The 15,834-nt window shown below is 69.7% G+C and carries 15 protein-coding genes; 7 read left to right on the plus strand and 8 right to left on the minus strand.

The features are described 5' to 3' along the window. Positions 1 to 594: 594 nt before the first annotated feature. Positions 595 to 1,188, plus strand: a complete 594-nt coding sequence (locus E4P39_RS04625; RefSeq protein ID WP_135135180.1) for a carboxymuconolactone decarboxylase family protein — start codon at positions 595 to 597, stop codon at positions 1,186 to 1,188. Beyond that, entirely contained in the window at positions 1,185 to 2,054 is an 870-nt protein-coding gene (locus E4P39_RS04630) for an RNA polymerase sigma-70 factor (RefSeq protein ID WP_135135181.1), read from the plus strand. The genes E4P39_RS04625 and E4P39_RS04630 overlap by 4 nt, the downstream gene beginning before the upstream one ends. 4 nt (positions 2,055 to 2,058) lie before the next feature. On the opposite strand, the gene E4P39_RS22815 is transcribed toward E4P39_RS04630, so the two are convergent. Then, positions 2,059 to 3,111 (minus strand): helix-turn-helix transcriptional regulator, encoded by a 1,053-nt coding sequence (locus tag E4P39_RS22815; protein WP_135135182.1) that lies wholly within the window; start codon positions 3,109 to 3,111, stop codon positions 2,059 to 2,061. Between the two features lie 66 nt (positions 3,112 to 3,177). Beyond that, positions 3,178 to 4,131, minus strand: a complete 954-nt coding sequence (locus tag E4P39_RS04640) for an IS481 family transposase (protein WP_135135183.1) — start codon at positions 4,129 to 4,131, stop codon at positions 3,178 to 3,180. A gap of 185 nt (positions 4,132 to 4,316) precedes the next feature. Between E4P39_RS04640 and E4P39_RS04645 the strand changes: the two genes are divergently transcribed. Beyond that, positions 4,317 to 5,687: an FAD-binding oxidoreductase gene (locus E4P39_RS04645; RefSeq protein ID WP_209306341.1), complete on the plus strand. Its 1,371-nt coding sequence runs from the start codon at positions 4,317 to 4,319 to the stop codon at positions 5,685 to 5,687. A 75-nt stretch (positions 5,688 to 5,762) separates the two neighbouring features. On the opposite strand, the gene E4P39_RS04650 is transcribed toward E4P39_RS04645, so the two are convergent. Continuing rightward, positions 5,763 to 6,197, minus strand: a complete 435-nt coding sequence (locus E4P39_RS04650; protein ID WP_135135184.1) for a hypothetical protein — start codon at positions 6,195 to 6,197, stop codon at positions 5,763 to 5,765. Positions 6,198 to 6,450: 253 nt separating this feature from the next. On the opposite strand from E4P39_RS04650, the gene E4P39_RS04655 reads away from it, so the two are divergent. After that, entirely contained in the window at positions 6,451 to 7,074 is a 624-nt protein-coding gene (locus E4P39_RS04655) for a hypothetical protein (protein WP_135135185.1), read from the plus strand. 371 nt (positions 7,075 to 7,445) lie between these two features. Here the strand turns inward: E4P39_RS04655 and E4P39_RS04660 are convergent, their stop codons facing one another. Then, the gene (locus tag E4P39_RS04660) at positions 7,446 to 7,955 is read right to left on the minus strand and encodes a toll/interleukin-1 receptor domain-containing protein (RefSeq protein WP_135135186.1); all 510 of its coding nucleotides are present in this window, start codon (positions 7,953 to 7,955) and stop codon (positions 7,446 to 7,448) included. A 1,320-nt stretch (positions 7,956 to 9,275) separates the two neighbouring features. Between E4P39_RS04660 and E4P39_RS04665 the strand changes: the two genes are divergently transcribed. Beyond that, the gene (locus tag E4P39_RS04665) at positions 9,276 to 10,103 is read left to right on the plus strand and encodes a hypothetical protein (RefSeq protein ID WP_135135187.1); all 828 of its coding nucleotides are present in this window, start codon (positions 9,276 to 9,278) and stop codon (positions 10,101 to 10,103) included. A 168-nt stretch (positions 10,104 to 10,271) separates the two neighbouring features. On the opposite strand, the gene E4P39_RS04670 is transcribed toward E4P39_RS04665, so the two are convergent. The 3 genes from E4P39_RS04670 to E4P39_RS04680 all read right to left on the minus strand — a co-directional run bounded on the left by E4P39_RS04670 (position 10,272) and on the right by E4P39_RS04680 (position 11,803). Beyond that, the gene (locus E4P39_RS04670; RefSeq protein ID WP_135135188.1) at positions 10,272 to 10,886 is read right to left on the minus strand and encodes a hypothetical protein; all 615 of its coding nucleotides are present in this window, start codon (positions 10,884 to 10,886) and stop codon (positions 10,272 to 10,274) included. Continuing rightward, on the minus strand, positions 10,887 to 11,171 hold the full coding sequence (locus E4P39_RS04675; RefSeq protein WP_135135189.1) for a hypothetical protein: 285 nt from the start codon (positions 11,169 to 11,171) through the stop codon (positions 10,887 to 10,889). Positions 11,172 to 11,311: 140 nt separating this feature from the next. After that, complete coding sequence (locus E4P39_RS04680; RefSeq protein WP_135135190.1) at positions 11,312 to 11,803, minus strand: hypothetical protein; 492 nt, start codon at positions 11,801 to 11,803, stop codon at positions 11,312 to 11,314. A gap of 552 nt (positions 11,804 to 12,355) precedes the next feature. Between E4P39_RS04680 and E4P39_RS04685 the strand changes: the two genes are divergently transcribed. After that, positions 12,356 to 12,745, plus strand: coding sequence for a hypothetical protein (locus tag E4P39_RS04685; RefSeq protein WP_135135191.1), 390 nt, complete (start codon positions 12,356 to 12,358; stop codon positions 12,743 to 12,745). Positions 12,746 to 12,989: 244 nt separating this feature from the next. Continuing rightward, positions 12,990 to 14,243, plus strand: coding sequence for an IS110 family transposase (locus E4P39_RS04690; protein WP_135135192.1), 1,254 nt, complete (start codon positions 12,990 to 12,992; stop codon positions 14,241 to 14,243). A 276-nt stretch (positions 14,244 to 14,519) separates the two neighbouring features. Here the strand turns inward: E4P39_RS04690 and E4P39_RS04695 are convergent, their stop codons facing one another. Beyond that, positions 14,520 to 15,752 (minus strand): IS110 family transposase, encoded by a 1,233-nt coding sequence (locus E4P39_RS04695; RefSeq protein WP_135135193.1) that lies wholly within the window; start codon positions 15,750 to 15,752, stop codon positions 14,520 to 14,522. Between the last annotated feature and the right edge of the window lie 82 nt (positions 15,753 to 15,834).

Raw genomic sequence — 15,834 nt, forward strand, 5'->3', positions numbered from 1 at the left:
TTTCACGTGTGCAGGGCGGTCGACGATTCCTGTGTCTTCGGCAGAAGGCTCTAAACCCATTGGCGATGCTCGCCCGGCGACCGTCGGCCGCCTCCGTCGATCCGGGCTCGGTTCGACGCGCCCCGCGCTGGTGCGGTGTGGCGCGGCAGCGACGAAACGACCGGATGAGAGGCGAGCGGTCCGGCGCCGGAGGGGCACCCGGTCAGCCGGAGGCCGTCCCTCGGGCAGCGGCTGATGGTGCGTGCCTCACCGGCGCGTTCGGCGGCGATCGGGAACCGGCGGCGTCCACGGAGGACCGTGCCAGCGCCATCGTGTCCCGCCTCTCCGTCGGTGCCCGGCCACAGCATGCCCAAGGTCCCGGGTTCTCGCTCATCGGAAGGCCGCACGGGGAAGGGAGCCCATCTCCCCACGCCGGACGCAGAGCAACGAGGCCAGGAAGACGGCTCTTGAGGACTGCGACGGCCGGCCCAGCCGCAGCGCGGCCGTCCGCGCGCTGCGGTGGCTCGAGCCTTCGCCCGGCGGAACGCGTCGCGGTGTCACGTCCGGCTCGTGGCCGGTGTCTCCATGTCGACGGGAGCAGACACAGGAGGAGACATGACGAGCACCACCCGGATCCCCGCGACCGAGATCACCGGCATCTACGGGGCTCTGATCAAGACGATCAGCCGCAGGATGCTCGGCCAGGTGCCGGACGCCGTCGGCGTGATGTGGCACTACCCGGCCCTGCTGAAGGACCAGATGAAGTTCGGTCGCCGGACCGAGTCGTGGAACCGGCTCGATCCGAACCTGGCGTCGCTCGCGACCATGGCCGCGGCCGCATCGATCGGCTGCAGCTTCTGCCTCGACCTCCACTACTTCATGACGCACAACCGCGGCCTCGACGAGACGAAGGCGCGGGAGGTGCCGCGCTGGCGGGAGTCCACTGCCTTCGCTCCCCTGGAGCGGCGGGTCATGGAGTACGCCGAGGCGATGTGCCGGACGCCGCTCACCGTCACCGACGAGATGTCGGCCGCGTTGCTCGACGACCTGGGGGCGGCCGCGCTCCTGGAGCTGACTGCCCGGATCGGCGTGATGAACATGACCGCCCGGGGCAACGTCGCACTGGGGATCCGCTCGGCGGAGTTCTCGGCGTCCTGCGGGCTGCCGCCCATGGCGGTCCCGTCGGCGGACGGCGTCGCCTCGGCATGACCGACGACCCCTTCATCGCCCACCGCAGCCTGCTGTTCACCGTCGCCTACGAGATGCTCGGCTCTGCCGCCGACGCCGACGACGTGGTGCAGGAGACCTGGCTGCGGTGGGCGGAGGTGGACCGGACGACGGTGCGCGACCCGCGGGCCTACCTGGTGCGGATCGTCACCCGTCAGGCGCTCAACCGGCTGCGCACCGTGTCCCGCCGCCGCGAGGACTACGTCGGCGAGTGGCTGCCCGAGCCGCTGCTGACCAGCCCCGACGTCGCCGAGGACGTCGAGCTGGCCGAGAGCGTCTCGATCGCGATGCTCACCGTGCTGGAGACGCTCGGGCCGACCGAGCGCGCGGTCCTGGTGCTGCACGAGGTGTTCGACGTGCCCTACGACGAGATCGCCGAGGCCGTCGGCAAGACGAGCGCCGCGGTCCGGCAGATCGCGCACCGGGCACGTGAGCACGTGGCCGCCCGGCGCCCGCGGATGGCGGTGAGCCGTGCCGAGCAGCAGCAGGTGGTGGAGCGGTTCCTCGCCGCGGTCACCGCGGGTGACCTGGAGGGGCTTCTGGACGTGCTGGCACCCGACGTCGTCGCGGTCGCCGACAGCGGGGGCCTGGCGCCCGCCGCCCGGCGCCCGGTCGTGGGCCGGGAGCGGGTGGCCAACGCGCTGTCGCGCTTCGCGGAGTTCGCGCCCCGGGTGGAGATCACCACGCCGCTGGTCAACGGCACGGTCGGCGCGCGGATCGACCCGGGCGGCGAGTACGACACGGCGATCACCTTCGTCGTCGAGGACGGCCGGATCACCCGCATGTACGCGATGCGCAACCCGCACAAGCTGGGCCGGCTCGACGAGGTGGCCGAGCTCCGGCGGTGACCGGTCAGACGCGCGGCAGGTAGTGGTCGAAGAACAGCCGACCGGTCAGCTCGCCGCGGCTCCGGACACCCGTCTTCTCGAAGACGTTCTTGACGTGGTCGGCGACCGTGTACGGCGACAGCCACAGGGCCCGGGCGATCTCGGCGTTGCTGTGCCCGCGGACGACGAGCCCGACGACCTCGACCTCCCGCTCGGTCAACCGGTAGGCGTCGGTCAGCAGCGCCGCGATGTCGGCCGGCCGCGAGGGCTCGACGACCAGGCTCACCGTCGACCCGGCCAACCGCTCGGCGTGCAGGGTGAGCCAGCGGCCGGTCCGGGTGCGCAGCCGGCAGCGGGAGCTGCCCCGCCGGCTGTGCGCGGACCGGACGAGCGAGGTGACGGCGAAGGGCAGTCCGTCGACGTCGCTGTCCTCGACCTCGGCCAGCCGCTCCAGCGCGGTCGGCGATCCGGTGAGGACGGCGACGCCGAGATCGGTCACGTCCACCAGGACGACGCCGGGCCCGTCCGCGGTCTGCTCGGCCGCGCGCGCCGCGAGCTGCACGCGGCGCAGCGCGTCGGCGACCCGCGCGCTCAGCGTGCCGAGGAGCGCGGCCTCCACCGTCGTGAAGTCGGGGACGTCGGTGCCGCGGAAAAGGATCATGGCGCCCCAGGGGGTCCGGCCCTCGCGGTGGACGGCCCGGACCTCGTGCGGGAGTCCGGCCGGCTGCAGCACCTCGCGGAACCGTGCGCTGCGGAACGGGTGGCGGCCGGTCTCCTCCGACAGCCGGGACACCGGCGGGTCGGCCCGGGCGATGTCTGCCAGGCGGCCCACGTCGGCCTCGTCCCCGTACTCGAGTTCGAGCAGGCGCGGGACCAGGGACATGGGCAGGCCCTCGACGTGGAAGCCACCGGTCGGCAGCGCCGTCGACGGGTCGAAGCTCATCGCGCACCAGCGGTCGAACGGCACCGCGGTGGCCACCGCCCCGGCGACCGCCCGGTGCAGTTCGGTGGCGTCGGTCGCCGTCCGGCAGGAGCGCTCGACCTCCGCCGTCACCTGGCGAACCCGTCGCTGGTCCATGGCAGGAAGTGTCCGGCCGGACGTGCCCCTGACGGAACCCCTAGCTGTCGTGACCTGACACGTTGTTCACGCGGCGAGTCGGCTGATCGGTGATCGGCCTCCGAGTGCTGAGTGGCTGCGGGCAGTGTTATAGAGGTGGAGCCAGGCGTCCAGCGCCAGGGTGCGTGCGTCGTTGCTGGTCCAGGGCCGGGCGTAGGCCCATTCGGTCTGCAGGGTGCGGTTGAACCGCTCGGCCTTTCCGTTCGTCCAGGGCCGGCCGGGCCGGATGAACCGGCGGCCGATGCCGAGCTCGTCGCAGGCGGAGATCCAGGCCGCACCGACCCGGTAGCAGCGGGCGTTGTCGGTGAGGACTCGCCGCACGGTGACGCCGTGGGCGGCGAGCCAGGCGACCGCGCGGCGCAGAAACGCCGCGCAGCTGCCGACTCGCTCGTCGGGCAGCACTTCTGCGTAGGCCAGCCGGGTGTGGTCGTCGACGGCGACGTGGACGTAGTCCCAGCCGTTGCCCCGGCCGCGCACCTGCTCGCTGCGGCCGTGGATCCGCCAGCCGCCGCCGTCGGGCACCCGCCCCAGCTTCTTCACGTCCACGTGCAGCAGGTCCCCGGCGCAGGGGTGCTCGTAGCGGCGGTCGCTGTGCCGCCGGCCGCGCAGCAGCTCGCCGGTGAGCCGGTCGACCTCGGTCAGCCGGGGCAGCCCGGCGCGGGTGATCACCGCCCCGATCGTGGAGGCCGGCAGGTCCAGCAGCGCGGCCAGGCGCACAGGGCCGGCGTGCTCCGCCACCCGCGCGGCCACGATCGCCGCGGTGGTCTCCGCCGAGGTCAGGCGGGCCAGCCGGTGCGGTCGGGAGGACCGGTCAGCCAGCCCAGCCAGACCCTCGGCTCGGTAGCGGCGCACCCACTTGTAGACCGTCTGGCGGCTGACGCCCAGCTGCTTGGCGACCTCGCCGGGCCGGTGACCGGCCAGGACACGATCGACGAGCAGCCTGCGGGCATAGACCGTTGTGCGGGCATTAGCGTGACCCACTAAGACCTCCGGTTTGGAACGGCGACGTCAAGCACCGCCACTCCTTCCGGAGGTCTCCTACGTGATCAAGCCGCCACGCCGACCGTCAACAACGTCCCTGGTCACGACACCTAGCGCTAGGGATGGTTCGCCGCCCCTGCCCTCCTCGACGGTCGGTTCCACACACCGATGCCGAGGAGACCGCGATGACCACCACTCGCATGCCGACGTTCACCGGCACCCTGCTCACGCCCGGGGCGCCCGGCTACGACGACGCCCGCCGGGTCTGGAACGGTGCGATCGACCGCCGTCCCGCCTTCATCGCCCGCTGCCGGCACGCCGACGACGTCGCCGCCGCGCTCGGGTTCGCCCGCCGGCACGACCTCGCCGTCGCCGTGCGGGGCGGCGGGCACAGCATCCCCGGCTGGTCGGTCTGCGACGGCGGGCTGGTCGTGGACCTGACGGCCATGAAGGAGGTCCGCGTCGACCCGTCGTCCCGGACCGCGGTGGTGCAGCCCGGCGTGAACTGGGGCGAGTTCGACGCGGCCGCCCAGCAGCACGGCCTGGCCACCCCCGGCGGGGAGATCTCGCACACCGGGATCGCGGGGCTGACCCTCGGCGGCGGCATCGGCTGGCTCAGCCGCATGCACGGCCTGGCCTGCGACAACCTGATCGCCGCCGAGGTCGTCACCGCCGACGGCGAGATCGTCGGCGTCGACGACGCCACGGACCCGGACCTGATGTGGGGCCTGCGGGGCGGGGGCGGCAACTTCGGCGTCGTCACCTCGTTCACCTACCGGCTGCACGAGGTCGGTCCCGTACCCGGCGGAGTGGTGTTCTTCCCCGGCGAGCGGGCGCCCGAGGTGCTGCGCCTCTACCGGGACCTCGGCGCCGTCGCGCCCCGGGAGCTGTCCCTGGTCGCGGTTCAGGTGACCGCGCCGCCGGCGCCGTTCGTGCCGGAGGACCTGCGCGGACGGCCGGTGGCCGGACTGTCCGCGGCGTGGTTCGGCGACCCCGACGAGGGCGAGCGGGTGCTGTCCCCGCTCCGGGCCGCCCTCGGTCGGCCGGCGATCGACCTGCTCGGGGTGCTGCCGTACTGCGCCCTGCAGCAGTCGGTCGACGCCAGCGCGCCGTGGGGCATGGCCGCCCACGTGAAGAGCGACTTCCTCGACGAGCTCGACGACGCCGCCCTCGACACGCTCGCCGAGCACGCCGCGCAGCGCAGCCACCCGGCGTCCCACGTACTGGTCCGTCGGCTGGGCGGGGCGATCGCCGACGTGTCCTCCGATGCCACGGCCTTCGCGCACCGGCGGGCCGCGCACATGACGACGATCGTGGGCGTGTGGGACCCGGGCAGCGACCCGGCGTCCGAGATCGACTGGGCGCGGCGGACCTGGGCCTCGACCCGGCGGCTCGCGTGCGGCACGTACGTCAACCACCTGGAGGACGAGGGCGCCGCGCGGGTACGGGAGGCCTACCCGGTCGCCACGTTCGAGCGGCTGACGGCGCTGAAGACCCGGCTCGACCCGGCCAACGTCTTCCGGCACAACCAGAACATCCCGCCGTCCGCCGGCTGACGGGAGGGCGACGCGCGAGACACCTCGGCGACGGGAGCCGAGGCCTTCTCCCGGGGTTGGCCGGGTTCTCGGATCTCAGCCCGGTGGGGCCTCCGTCCACCGCAGCCGCTTCTGCAGCAGGACGTCGAGGTCGAAGACCTCGCCGTCCCCTGCGCCCTTCCCGACCACGAGGGGCGGAGGGGCCGGGTCGACCCGGACGGTGCGCCACCTGCCGAACCGCACCGGCGGCACGGTGAGGACGTAGAAGCGGCCGTCGACGTCCACGCCGACCGATCGGTTGGTGCGCAGGTACCACCCGACGACGCCGGTGCGGTAGCGACCGGACCCGGACCAGGGCCGAGCCGTCAGCTCCTCGGTCGGCACGCCCTGCTGCTTCGCCTGCGCGACGAACCGATCGAGAAGGACCTGCGCCTTCGCCGACTCCGCCTCGCTCCGCCGACGCTGCACCTCCACGTGGTACGCGGCGCGTTCGGTCAGCTCGCGCCGGCGCTCTTCCGCGTCGTTGCCCATCGGGACCTCCATCCGGTCGCGAGGTCCATTGGACGACGTCGTCGACGGCGCCGCGATGCGGGCGGGGTGGGACGTCGGGGCGGAACGCCGACACGTCGTCGTCCTGCACGTGGCCGGTCCCGGGGTCCGCGCTCCCCGTCAGGCCGCGCCAACAGCCATGATGCAGCGCGCACGTCGACGAGGGACCCCACACGGGCGACGTCGGTGAGGGGATCACCGACGTCCCGTCCAGGCCGGACACCGGGAGCGAGACATGGCGATCATCCTCGGCATCTTCGACCTGCTCGCGTATGCGGTACCGGGATCGCTCTACCTGACCACGTTCGCGTACGTGTCCCACCGAGCCGGCTGGATCGACGTCCCGAGCCTGCTGGGGCTTCCCTCGCTGCTGCTGGTCATCGCCATGGCCGTCGCGGCGTTCCTGACCGGGCAGGCGTCTCACCCGCTCGGAAACCTGGTCGATCGATTCAACCCGTTCGGTTCGATGCGGCTGTCGGAGGAGGCGAGGGAGGAATTCCTTCGCCGCAATGCCATCGCCACCCCGCGAAAGTTCCTGCAGCTGGATCCGTTCACACTGCTCGCCGCTCTCGCGGTGGACGACAAGGAAGCCGCTGCCGACGTCTTCCGCCTGAGATCCGTCGGCCTGATGCTCAGTCGTTCGGTCCCCGCGCTCGCCCTGGGCGCCGCGATCGCTCTCGCGGAGATCTTCACCGGCACGCTTCCACTGTTCGCGGGACTGACCGGCCTCTTCCTCGTACTCGTCGCTGCGGGATGCCTCTACCAGTCGGCGACGTTCCGCAAGTGGGCGATCATCCGGACGTACGAACTGTCCTTCTGGAACGACGACATGGACGCACGACTCCCCGACGAGGAGTAGCAGGAGATGGGCGGCCGCTCGTCGTGCGTCATCAGACGTTGAAGCGGAACGTTCTGAGCGTGCTCGACAGTCGTTGACAGCCGTGGAGACTCGCGGTTGACCAGCGCATTCGTTGTTGGACGGCGTTGGTCGACAGCAGCCTCGAATGGAAGTCTTGTTGACTGGTTGTTGACTGACGTCTACGCGGTCGGGCGCGTCGCCAGCTCCGGTTGCCGCTCGGTCGAACCAAGATCGGACACCGATTGAGTGCGCAGAGTTCAGGTGGGGCGGCGAGCCGGCCAGGCAGCCCCACCGGTGGGTGTTCCAGTGAGGACGCACGACAGCCCCGCCTCCCGGTGACCCCAGGGGGCGGGGCTGTCGTGTTGGTGGGCTCAGTTCTCCCAGGCGGGGGGCAGGGCAGCGGCAGCCGCAGCGATCTTGGCGGCCACGGCGTCCAGCGAGGACTCGGCGGTGCTCAGACCCGCGTGCGAGGCGAGCATGGGGCTGACGTCGTAGAGCTGGTCGAAGGTGACCCCGTGCGTCACCGGGATGACGCGGTTGCTGCCGAGCAGCACGGCGAGTTCCTTCTCGGCGATGCCCTCGTTCTTAATGCTCTCCAGCAGCGCGGGCGTCACCAACACGATGCCGACGCGGGAGTTGCGGAGCCCCTTGTCGATCTCGCGGGTCATCAGCGACCCGAGGGGGATGTCCTCCTCGGAGAACCACACCGTCGCGCCGTTCGTCTTCAGGTGGCCGTGGAGCTCGGCCGCGCTGCCCTGCCGGTCGGGCCATGCGTGGCAGAGGAAGAGGTCCCGACGGTCCGGATTGACGCGGGCCTGCTCCGCCGCCTTCTCGGCGAAGGGCTGAAACTTCTGCCACTCCGTCGGGGTGTACGAGACCACCCGGCCAGCTCTGGTCCGGCGCGAGCCTCCACCGCCAGACGACCCGCCGGACGAGCTGCGGTAGCTCGACCCGCCGTAGCCGTAGGACGACCGAGGCGGGTAGGGCGAGTAGGACGAGCGGCGCGACCGCCCGTACCTACACACCGGGCAGTTCGCCGCCCCACTCGCGGTGCGGTGGCCTTCACGCGGAGCTGTGCATTGCGCCATCTGGGTGTGTTCTCCTTCGTCCGGGTAACCCCCGGCATGGTGGAGAGCGGCACATGTTGCTAGCGTTCGGCGATCTACCCCACGTAGACGCACCCCGGTTCGCGGCCCCCGGCCATACGGACCGGGGTGTGACGTATCTCCGGGTGAATCTTGACATGCCGCGTGGACAACTCCGGGGGGTCCGACCGGCGTGTCATGTCCGCCGAACGACGAAGTCCCAGGTCAGCGGCTCGAGAACTGATACCCCAAAAGTAGACAAAGGCCCCGATCGGGGTGCTCAGGAGCCCGCCGGGAGCTCAGTCCTCCCAGGTGAAGTCGAGACGGGCCCGCAGCGTGCGCGCCGAGGTGGCGATGGCGCTGCCACCCTTGCGGCCCAGGGGGACCTAGCGTCGCCGACCGAGTTCAGGGAGTCCGCCGCTGACGGCTCGTACCGACGAGCTTGGCTGCCTGCTGCCCTTGTCGGCTTCTTCGGCGGCACGGCGCTGCTCCCGGATACGACGCTCAGCTGCCATTGCCGTTCGGTATTCGTCGCGAGGTGAGGTCGCCGCAGATGGTCGCCGAGCCTGTGGGCTAGGAACTTGGTGCTCTGCGGCCTTTTCGCAGCGGCCGCAGACGCTTGTGCGATTCGAAGCGATGTCCGAAAGCACGCCATCCCTCGTCGACCAGCCCGCCCCAATGGGTCGCCCACCGCAAAGTGTATTCTGGCCGTCTTCACGGAGCCGGTGCCAGGCAAGGCGACCGTGCCAGGGTGCCTGCATTTGAACCCAACGATCACTTCCAGTCGACCCCACGTCGCCAGGCTATTCGCGGCCAAGCCGAACCGTCGTCCAAGGCGCTACGTATGGGTAAGCACCCGGGCCCCTCCTCTTGGCAGTACTGACGTCTCTCAGCGGCCCGCCTTGGGACAGCCCGGCGTCTAGCTCGCAAGCGCCAATCAGACCAGCCGGCGGCTTTGACGAGACCCGTCACGGCACAACGGTTTCGCCCTCGTACGTCGCCGAACCTCTTCCCGTTCCTGGGGGTGATCCCGACTGGGTCCACCGGCCGGCCAACTTCTGTCGGTGGTCTCGGTTACGGTCCTGCCTCGGCCGGAAACCGGAAGGGACTACGCCCATGTGGGACGACGACCCCGACCGTCAGGAGTCGGTGGAGTACGTGCTCGGCGCAACCGCCCACCTGCTTGCCCAGATGGGCGATCAGCAGGCAGCTCTGCTCCTTGAGGACGTAGAACGACTCGACATCGAGTTCGAGCAACGCGGGTTGATGGAGAAGAACCCGTGGGCCGGAGATGACTCTTTGTCGCCAAAAAGCTCCAGCGTCTACTACTTCGACGTCGAGCCGTACCTCAAGCCTCGGTTCACCCCGCAAGTGCTGGAGCGCATCTTTCCCGTGATGCGGAGCCTCGCCAAGCGGACGTACCTCCCCGAGCCCGAGTTCCTCGATACCCGCCTCGCGCTGCCCAGCATCGACACCAAGACCTGGCGAGAGTCGCTGCGCCACCAGTACGCCAGCGCGGACGTCACCAACTCGGCGCGCAAAGAGAGGCTGGACCCTCAGTCGCCAGTTGCCGATGGCCTCACTTTCACCAACGCCGAGGAATTGGCGGTCTACGACGCGCTGGTCCGCTTGCAGGCTGCGACGCTCGAGGACCGAACGTTCGCAATCTCGCCGCTACCCGGCACCCGTATCCGGGCGGGCAACGTCTGGACGCCGGACTTCCTTTTGATTGGGAACGGGCGAGCCATGCTGATCGAGGTCGACGGACCGCACCACTCCCAGGCGCAACGCAGAGCCGACGACGACATGCGAGACGCGCAATGGCGACGTTGCGGAGTCCAAGTTCGTCGGGTCCCGGTGGAGTACACCCGAGCAGAGCGCGCCAGCGAGCTGAGGGCGTGGCTCAAGGTGGAGGTAAAGGACGGTCTCGGATTCGGGCGCTGAAGCCTCGAGCCCTCCCTCCCGCAGGGACGGACGATGGTGTTGCTTGAGCGTGCGAGCCACCGCTTTGGTGAGGTCTCCCGGAGATCCGACAGTGTGGGCTCCTGGCGTCCAGGGCCATGGCTTTCGCCCGTGCCTCGTAAAGCCGCCCCGTCTCCCAGAGCGGCCCACTTAGGGACAGTCCGGTCGCTTTGGAAAGGGGCCGGTTTCGGGGGTCAGTCCCCATACAAGCGGCCACTGGATCGGCATGGCGTCAAGGACACTGTCAGTCGGTCCGTCAAGCGAGCGGATTGGGCCGATACCGAAGGCTGCAGGGATCTCGATACCGACCAAGAACGCGCCGATCGGTGATACCACGGGCACAATGCCCCGGCGGTCCGGTCCGCGGTAGCCGACCGCTGTCACGTCCCGCCCGACCCGACCACCGACGAGTCCGTAGCAGCCACCAGTCGACGGGGATCGCAGCTCACTGGTGAGGCCCATGATTGCCACAACACCGGAGGGGATCGGGGCGTCCAGGTCTCCCAGCCACGAGCCACCCCCGGAGCTCGCGAGCTGCCAGCGACCCGCGTTGACGAACGTGTCGACCCGCGCGTCCACCTCGTCACTGTTCCGTTCGCGTTCGACCCACAGCACCGCAGCCACATCTCCCTGCTGCCAGACCGCCAGCGGGACCTCGACGATCTCGTCGACAGCGACCGGCATCCGGGGAGGCGGGGCCGGCATCCCCTCGGCGAGAAAGCGCTCGAGACGGGCCACCCATGGGTCGGCAGGCGGGAACGTCATCTACGGGGCACCTCCGTGATCGCGCTCCCAATGCCAGTCAGTTAGCCGCTCATGTACCGGCACGGTGTTGATGTAGAGGTCGCGCCACCCCTCCGACTCCAGCCTCGTGATGCATGCCGCAGCTTCTCCTTCGGTCATGAACGCGCCCAGCTGGTAGGAGCTACCGTCCTGCTCGTTGATTTTCTCCACCATGTGGACGACGAACGGATCCTTGTACCCCGAGGGCAGCCACATGACATGGGAGCGATAGCTGCGTAGCACCAGGCGGCCAAGGCGGATGCGCACGCCGGAACCCTAGTTCGGCGGTGGTGCCAATCGATCTGGCCTCAGTGGACACGCGGGCCGCCTCGAGCGGCCTGACTTCCCCCAGTCGGCGACTGGCAGAGTCGGGTCCAAGTATGGGGACGTGCTGCTGTGCCGCGCGATCAGCTGACCATCTCGCAGGCGTCGCGGTTGAAATCCACTTCGCTGACGACAACGTTGACGTCCCCGGAGGCGTCATTGTCGCCGGCCCAGTAGACGACCCGGCCCGGCTCGACGGTCGCAAGTTCCGCCAGGGTGAAGGTGACGGAGTTCGCGGACCAGGAGTTGTCGCTGGTCCACCCGTAGAGCGTGTAGTCGATACCAGGCTGCAACTCACCGAGAGGCGGTGCTGCCTCCCAGTCGGATGGCGGATCAGCCAGCGACCACTTGGCGAACTGCGTTACCGGATCCGAAGCCGTCCAAGAGCCCAAGTCGTCGTTCTCGTCGTGGTAAATCGTCGCCCCGTGGATGCTGTCGTGGCAGACACGCAGATACCCGACGAGCCGACCCAGCTTGTCAACGCCTACTCCTGCGACGGCTGCGCCGGGTACTGAGCAGGCAGAGGTCAGCATTGGCGCGATAAGCGTCGCGACGATCAGTAGCAGTCGGCGCACGCGCGGAGCCTATGGGTTGCGTGGCGTCACCTACTGGACCTTGATCGGACTGTTGCGCAGCAAACACAACATGCCTAGACAGGTCGGGTTCCTGGGCTATGCCGGCCCTGTGTCCCAGAGCGGCCCACCTAGGGACACCTGTTGACGCCGGACCGGCCCTCCACCCCGGCGGACCGTGAGATGGTCAGCGAGCCATGCTGACGCCAGAATCGCGCGAGCTGCTTCGGTCCGTCTACGAGGACCTGTCGCAGCCGGATCCATACCCGGAAACCGCCAGCGACGCAGACCAAGATGCCTGGATGGACCGAAAGGAGGCGGAGTCGGCACTCGCCGGCCTGATCAGCACTGCACTTGCGCCCGGCCGTGTGGACAAACAGGCTCTGAACGAGACGCGTGCCCTCGTGGAGAAGGGTGGCACTGGCGCCGACGCTGCGCGGGTAGCCGCGGCGCTCCGCGTCCTGGCTCAAGCGACTTAGGCAGCCGGGTGTCTCTAGGGCGACTGCGCTGTCTCTGAGCGGCCCACGTAGGGACAGCTGCGCGTGAAGCGGGGGCGTGTCCAAGGTCGTCAAAGGCAGGGCGTGCGATCTTGAGGTCATGTGGCGAGGGGACGATGGACGGTTTCACACGGTCGCTCTGCCTGATCCCGGCGAGGTGTTCACAGAGCCAGCCTTGGCGGCCATCGAGCAGGTGCTAGCTCAAGCGAAGTCGGAGGACATCGCCGAGCTGGTGGAGCGCCGTGAGCTGGCCGTTGTTGAGTACTGGGACGACCAACCGGTCGATGGAGAAGCCGAAGCGCCGTTCGTTGACTCGACCCCGCCCATCGGCTTGTTCGATCGCGTCGTCGGGAGTCTCTCGGAGCTTGAGGCCGCCCTGGCTGAAGTCGACCCCCGCTGGGGACTGGACGTCGTTACAGCTCTTGACGACCTCGTAGAAGCAGACTGAGCGGGAACTCCGCCCTGTCCCTGAAGTCCCGTTGGCCCCTGTTGGGGAGCGCCGTTCCGGGCTGAAAATGGTGTGCGGCCGCCCGTTGACGTCGTAGTCGCCTGGTCGTTCGAGGCCGTTCTGAAGTCGGGCGCCGGGAGCTGTGCTGTGGGCCGTTTCGTGTGCTTCGAGCACGAGGATTAGATTCGCCGATCCCTGCAGCTCCTACGGGTGACCGCCTCCAGATCAGCTCGGAGGAGGCGAGATGCAGGTCGAGACCGACGAGCCCGAGATCATCGAACGGGTCGCCGCGCTGGATGTGAGCAAGGCCGAGGTGGTGTGCTGCGCCCGGGTGCCCGGCCCCGGCCGGCAGCGGATGCAGGAGGTCCGCACCGTCTCCACGATGACGGCGGCGCTGCTGGGTCTGGGTGACTGGTTGGCCGGCCTCGGAGTGACCCGGGTGGTGATGGAGGCGACCAGCGACTACTGGCGCGCGCCGTTCTATCTACTGGAGGACCGCTTCGAGACGTGGCTGGTCAACGCCCACGACGTCAAGCACCTGCCCGGCCGGCCCAAGACCGACCGGCTGGACGCGGTGTGGCTGTGCAAGGTGGCCGAGCGGCAGATGCTGCGGCCCAGCTTCGTGCCCCCGCCGGCAATCCGGCAGCTGCGCGATCTGACCCGCTACCGGGTGGACCTGCTGGCCGTGCGCACCGCGGAGAAGCAGCGGGTGGAGAAGCTGCTCGAGGACGCGCTAATCAAACTCTCGGTCGTGGTCAGCGACCCGTTCGGGATCTCCGGGCGGGCCATGATGGCCGCGCTGATCGCCGGCGAGCGTGACCCGGCCGTGCTCGCCGAGATGGCCCGCGGCAGCATGCGCTCCAAAACCGCCCGGCTCACCGAATCGCTGACCGGGCGGTTCACCGAGCATCACGCCTTTCTGCTGACCCAGATGCTGCAGCGGGTGGACGCGGCCACCGCCGACATCGCCACCGTGCAGGCCCGGATCGAGGCCCGGATCGGCGAGCTGGGGCCGGCGGTCGCCCGCCTCGACGCCATTCCCGGGATCGGGCCGGTCGCCGCGCAGATGATCCTCGCCGAGATCGGCACCGACATGGGCCGGTTTCCCACGCCGGGGCACCTGACCTCGTGGGCGCGTTTCGCGCCCGGAGTAAGTGAGTCCGCCGGCCGTCCGACGGGCAACTCCGGCACCGGAAAGGGCAACCGCTACCTGGCCCGGGTGGTCGGCGAAGCCGCGGTCAGCGCCGCCCGCACCGACACCTTCCTCGGCGAGCGATATCGACGGATCGCCCGACGACGCGGCAAGAAGCGAGCGATCGTCGCGGTCGGCCGCTCCATTCTGGTCATCGTCTGGGCGCTGCTCTCCGACGACGAGGCCCAGTTCGTCGACCTCGGCCCAGACTTCTACACCGCCCGCACCAACCCCGAGCGCAAGGTGCGCCAGCACATCCGTGAGCTTCAGGCCTTGGGCTACGCGGTGACGCTCAACCCCGCCTGATTAACCTCGGCAGAACTCCCCCCGCTCTGCTGGGAGGCCGCCCCCTGCCCTGGTCACGTTCATTTTCGGATTAGCCGCCTTCAGAGACACCGCGCCCACCACGCCCCACTCGCCGTCACGCCTGATTCGCGGTGTCTCATCACGCAGGAACGGGCCGCCTCCCGACACTGGAGAACTGCAAGATCACGAGGCCACACAGACCCGTGAATAACGGTGTTGCAGGCGCGCGTCAGCGCGGGACGGGCGAAGCCCGTCCTCCAGTTCTTCTGCAGTTGGTCAGGCGACCGGGTCGAGGACCACGGTGTGGCCGAGGCGCTCCAGCTCGGCGATCAGTCGACGGGCATGGCCCTCGTCGTTGCGGCGGGCCAGCCATTCCGGGCCGAGGTCGCGGTAGGGCTCGTCACGGGTCAGCATCCAGTAGGCCGAGACCAGGATCGAATGGCCGACCGCCACCTGGGCCCGGGCCATGCCCCGGCGGCTAGTCAGCCTCGCGTGCTGGGCGGCGAGGTAGTTCGCGCCCTTCATCCGCCCCACCGAGCCGGCGGCCTCAACCAGCATCGCGGCCAGCCACTTGTTGCCGTGTGGCGGCCGCACCGGATAGCGCTTGCCGGCCGACTCCCGGGTGCCGGGCGAGACCCCCGCCCACGAGGCCAGATGGTCCGGAGTCGGGAAGCGGGACATGTCCCCGCCGGTCTCGGCGATGATCACCTGGGCGACCTTCTCCCCCACCCCCGGGATGGTCTGCAGCAGCTCGAGCTGGTGCGCGAATGGCGCGAACGCCTGGGCGAGGACGACATTCAGCTCGGCCAGCGCCGCCTCGACCGAGGAGATGCGGGACAGCATGCTGCGCGCCAGCTGGGCGTGCCCGGCGTCGAAGTGACCGGTCAACGCCTCGGTCAGGGCCGGGATCTTGCGGCGCATCTTGCCCTTGGCCAGCTCCGCCAGCACCCGCGGATCGTCCTCCCCACTGATGAGCGCAGCGAGCATGGCCCGGGCGGAGACGCTGGTCAGGCTCGCCGCGACGGAGGAGACCTTGATCGAGGCGTCCTCCAGCATCAGCTCCAGCCGGGTGATCTCCCGCGTCCGGTCGGCCATCAACTGCACCCGGTAGCGGGTCAGCATCCGCAGCCGCCGGATGTCCGGCGGCGGCACGAACGACGGTCGCAGCAGCCCGCACTCCAGCAGCTGGGCGATCCACTCGGAGTCCTTGACGTCGGTCTTGCGCCGCGAGATCGCCTTAATGTGCGCGGCGTTGATCAGCCAGACCTCCAGGACCTCCTCGAGGCAGTAGAACGCGCCCTTCCAGTAGGTCGAGGTCGACTCCATCGCCGCGTTCGTCACCCCCGACTCCAGCAGCCAGTCCCGCATCACCTGAAGTGAGCGGGTCATCGTCGAGAACGTCCGCGTCTGCGTCCGCCGCCCACCGCCCGGCGCGGGTGTGCGCACACAGACCGTCAGCGTCTTCTTGCCGATGTCCAGCCCGGCGACGCGTTCGTACAGAACTTCCATCTCCGATCCCTCCTCCGGTCGACGACCTGCAGGGCGTCGTCCGGAGGGTCCTCAACCCAAGGACACAGACCCGCGCGCTCAC

It is taken from the genome of Blastococcus sp. CT_GayMR19, from assembly GCF_004570385.1.
Lineage (GTDB): Bacteria > Actinomycetota > Actinomycetes > Mycobacteriales > Geodermatophilaceae > Blastococcus_B.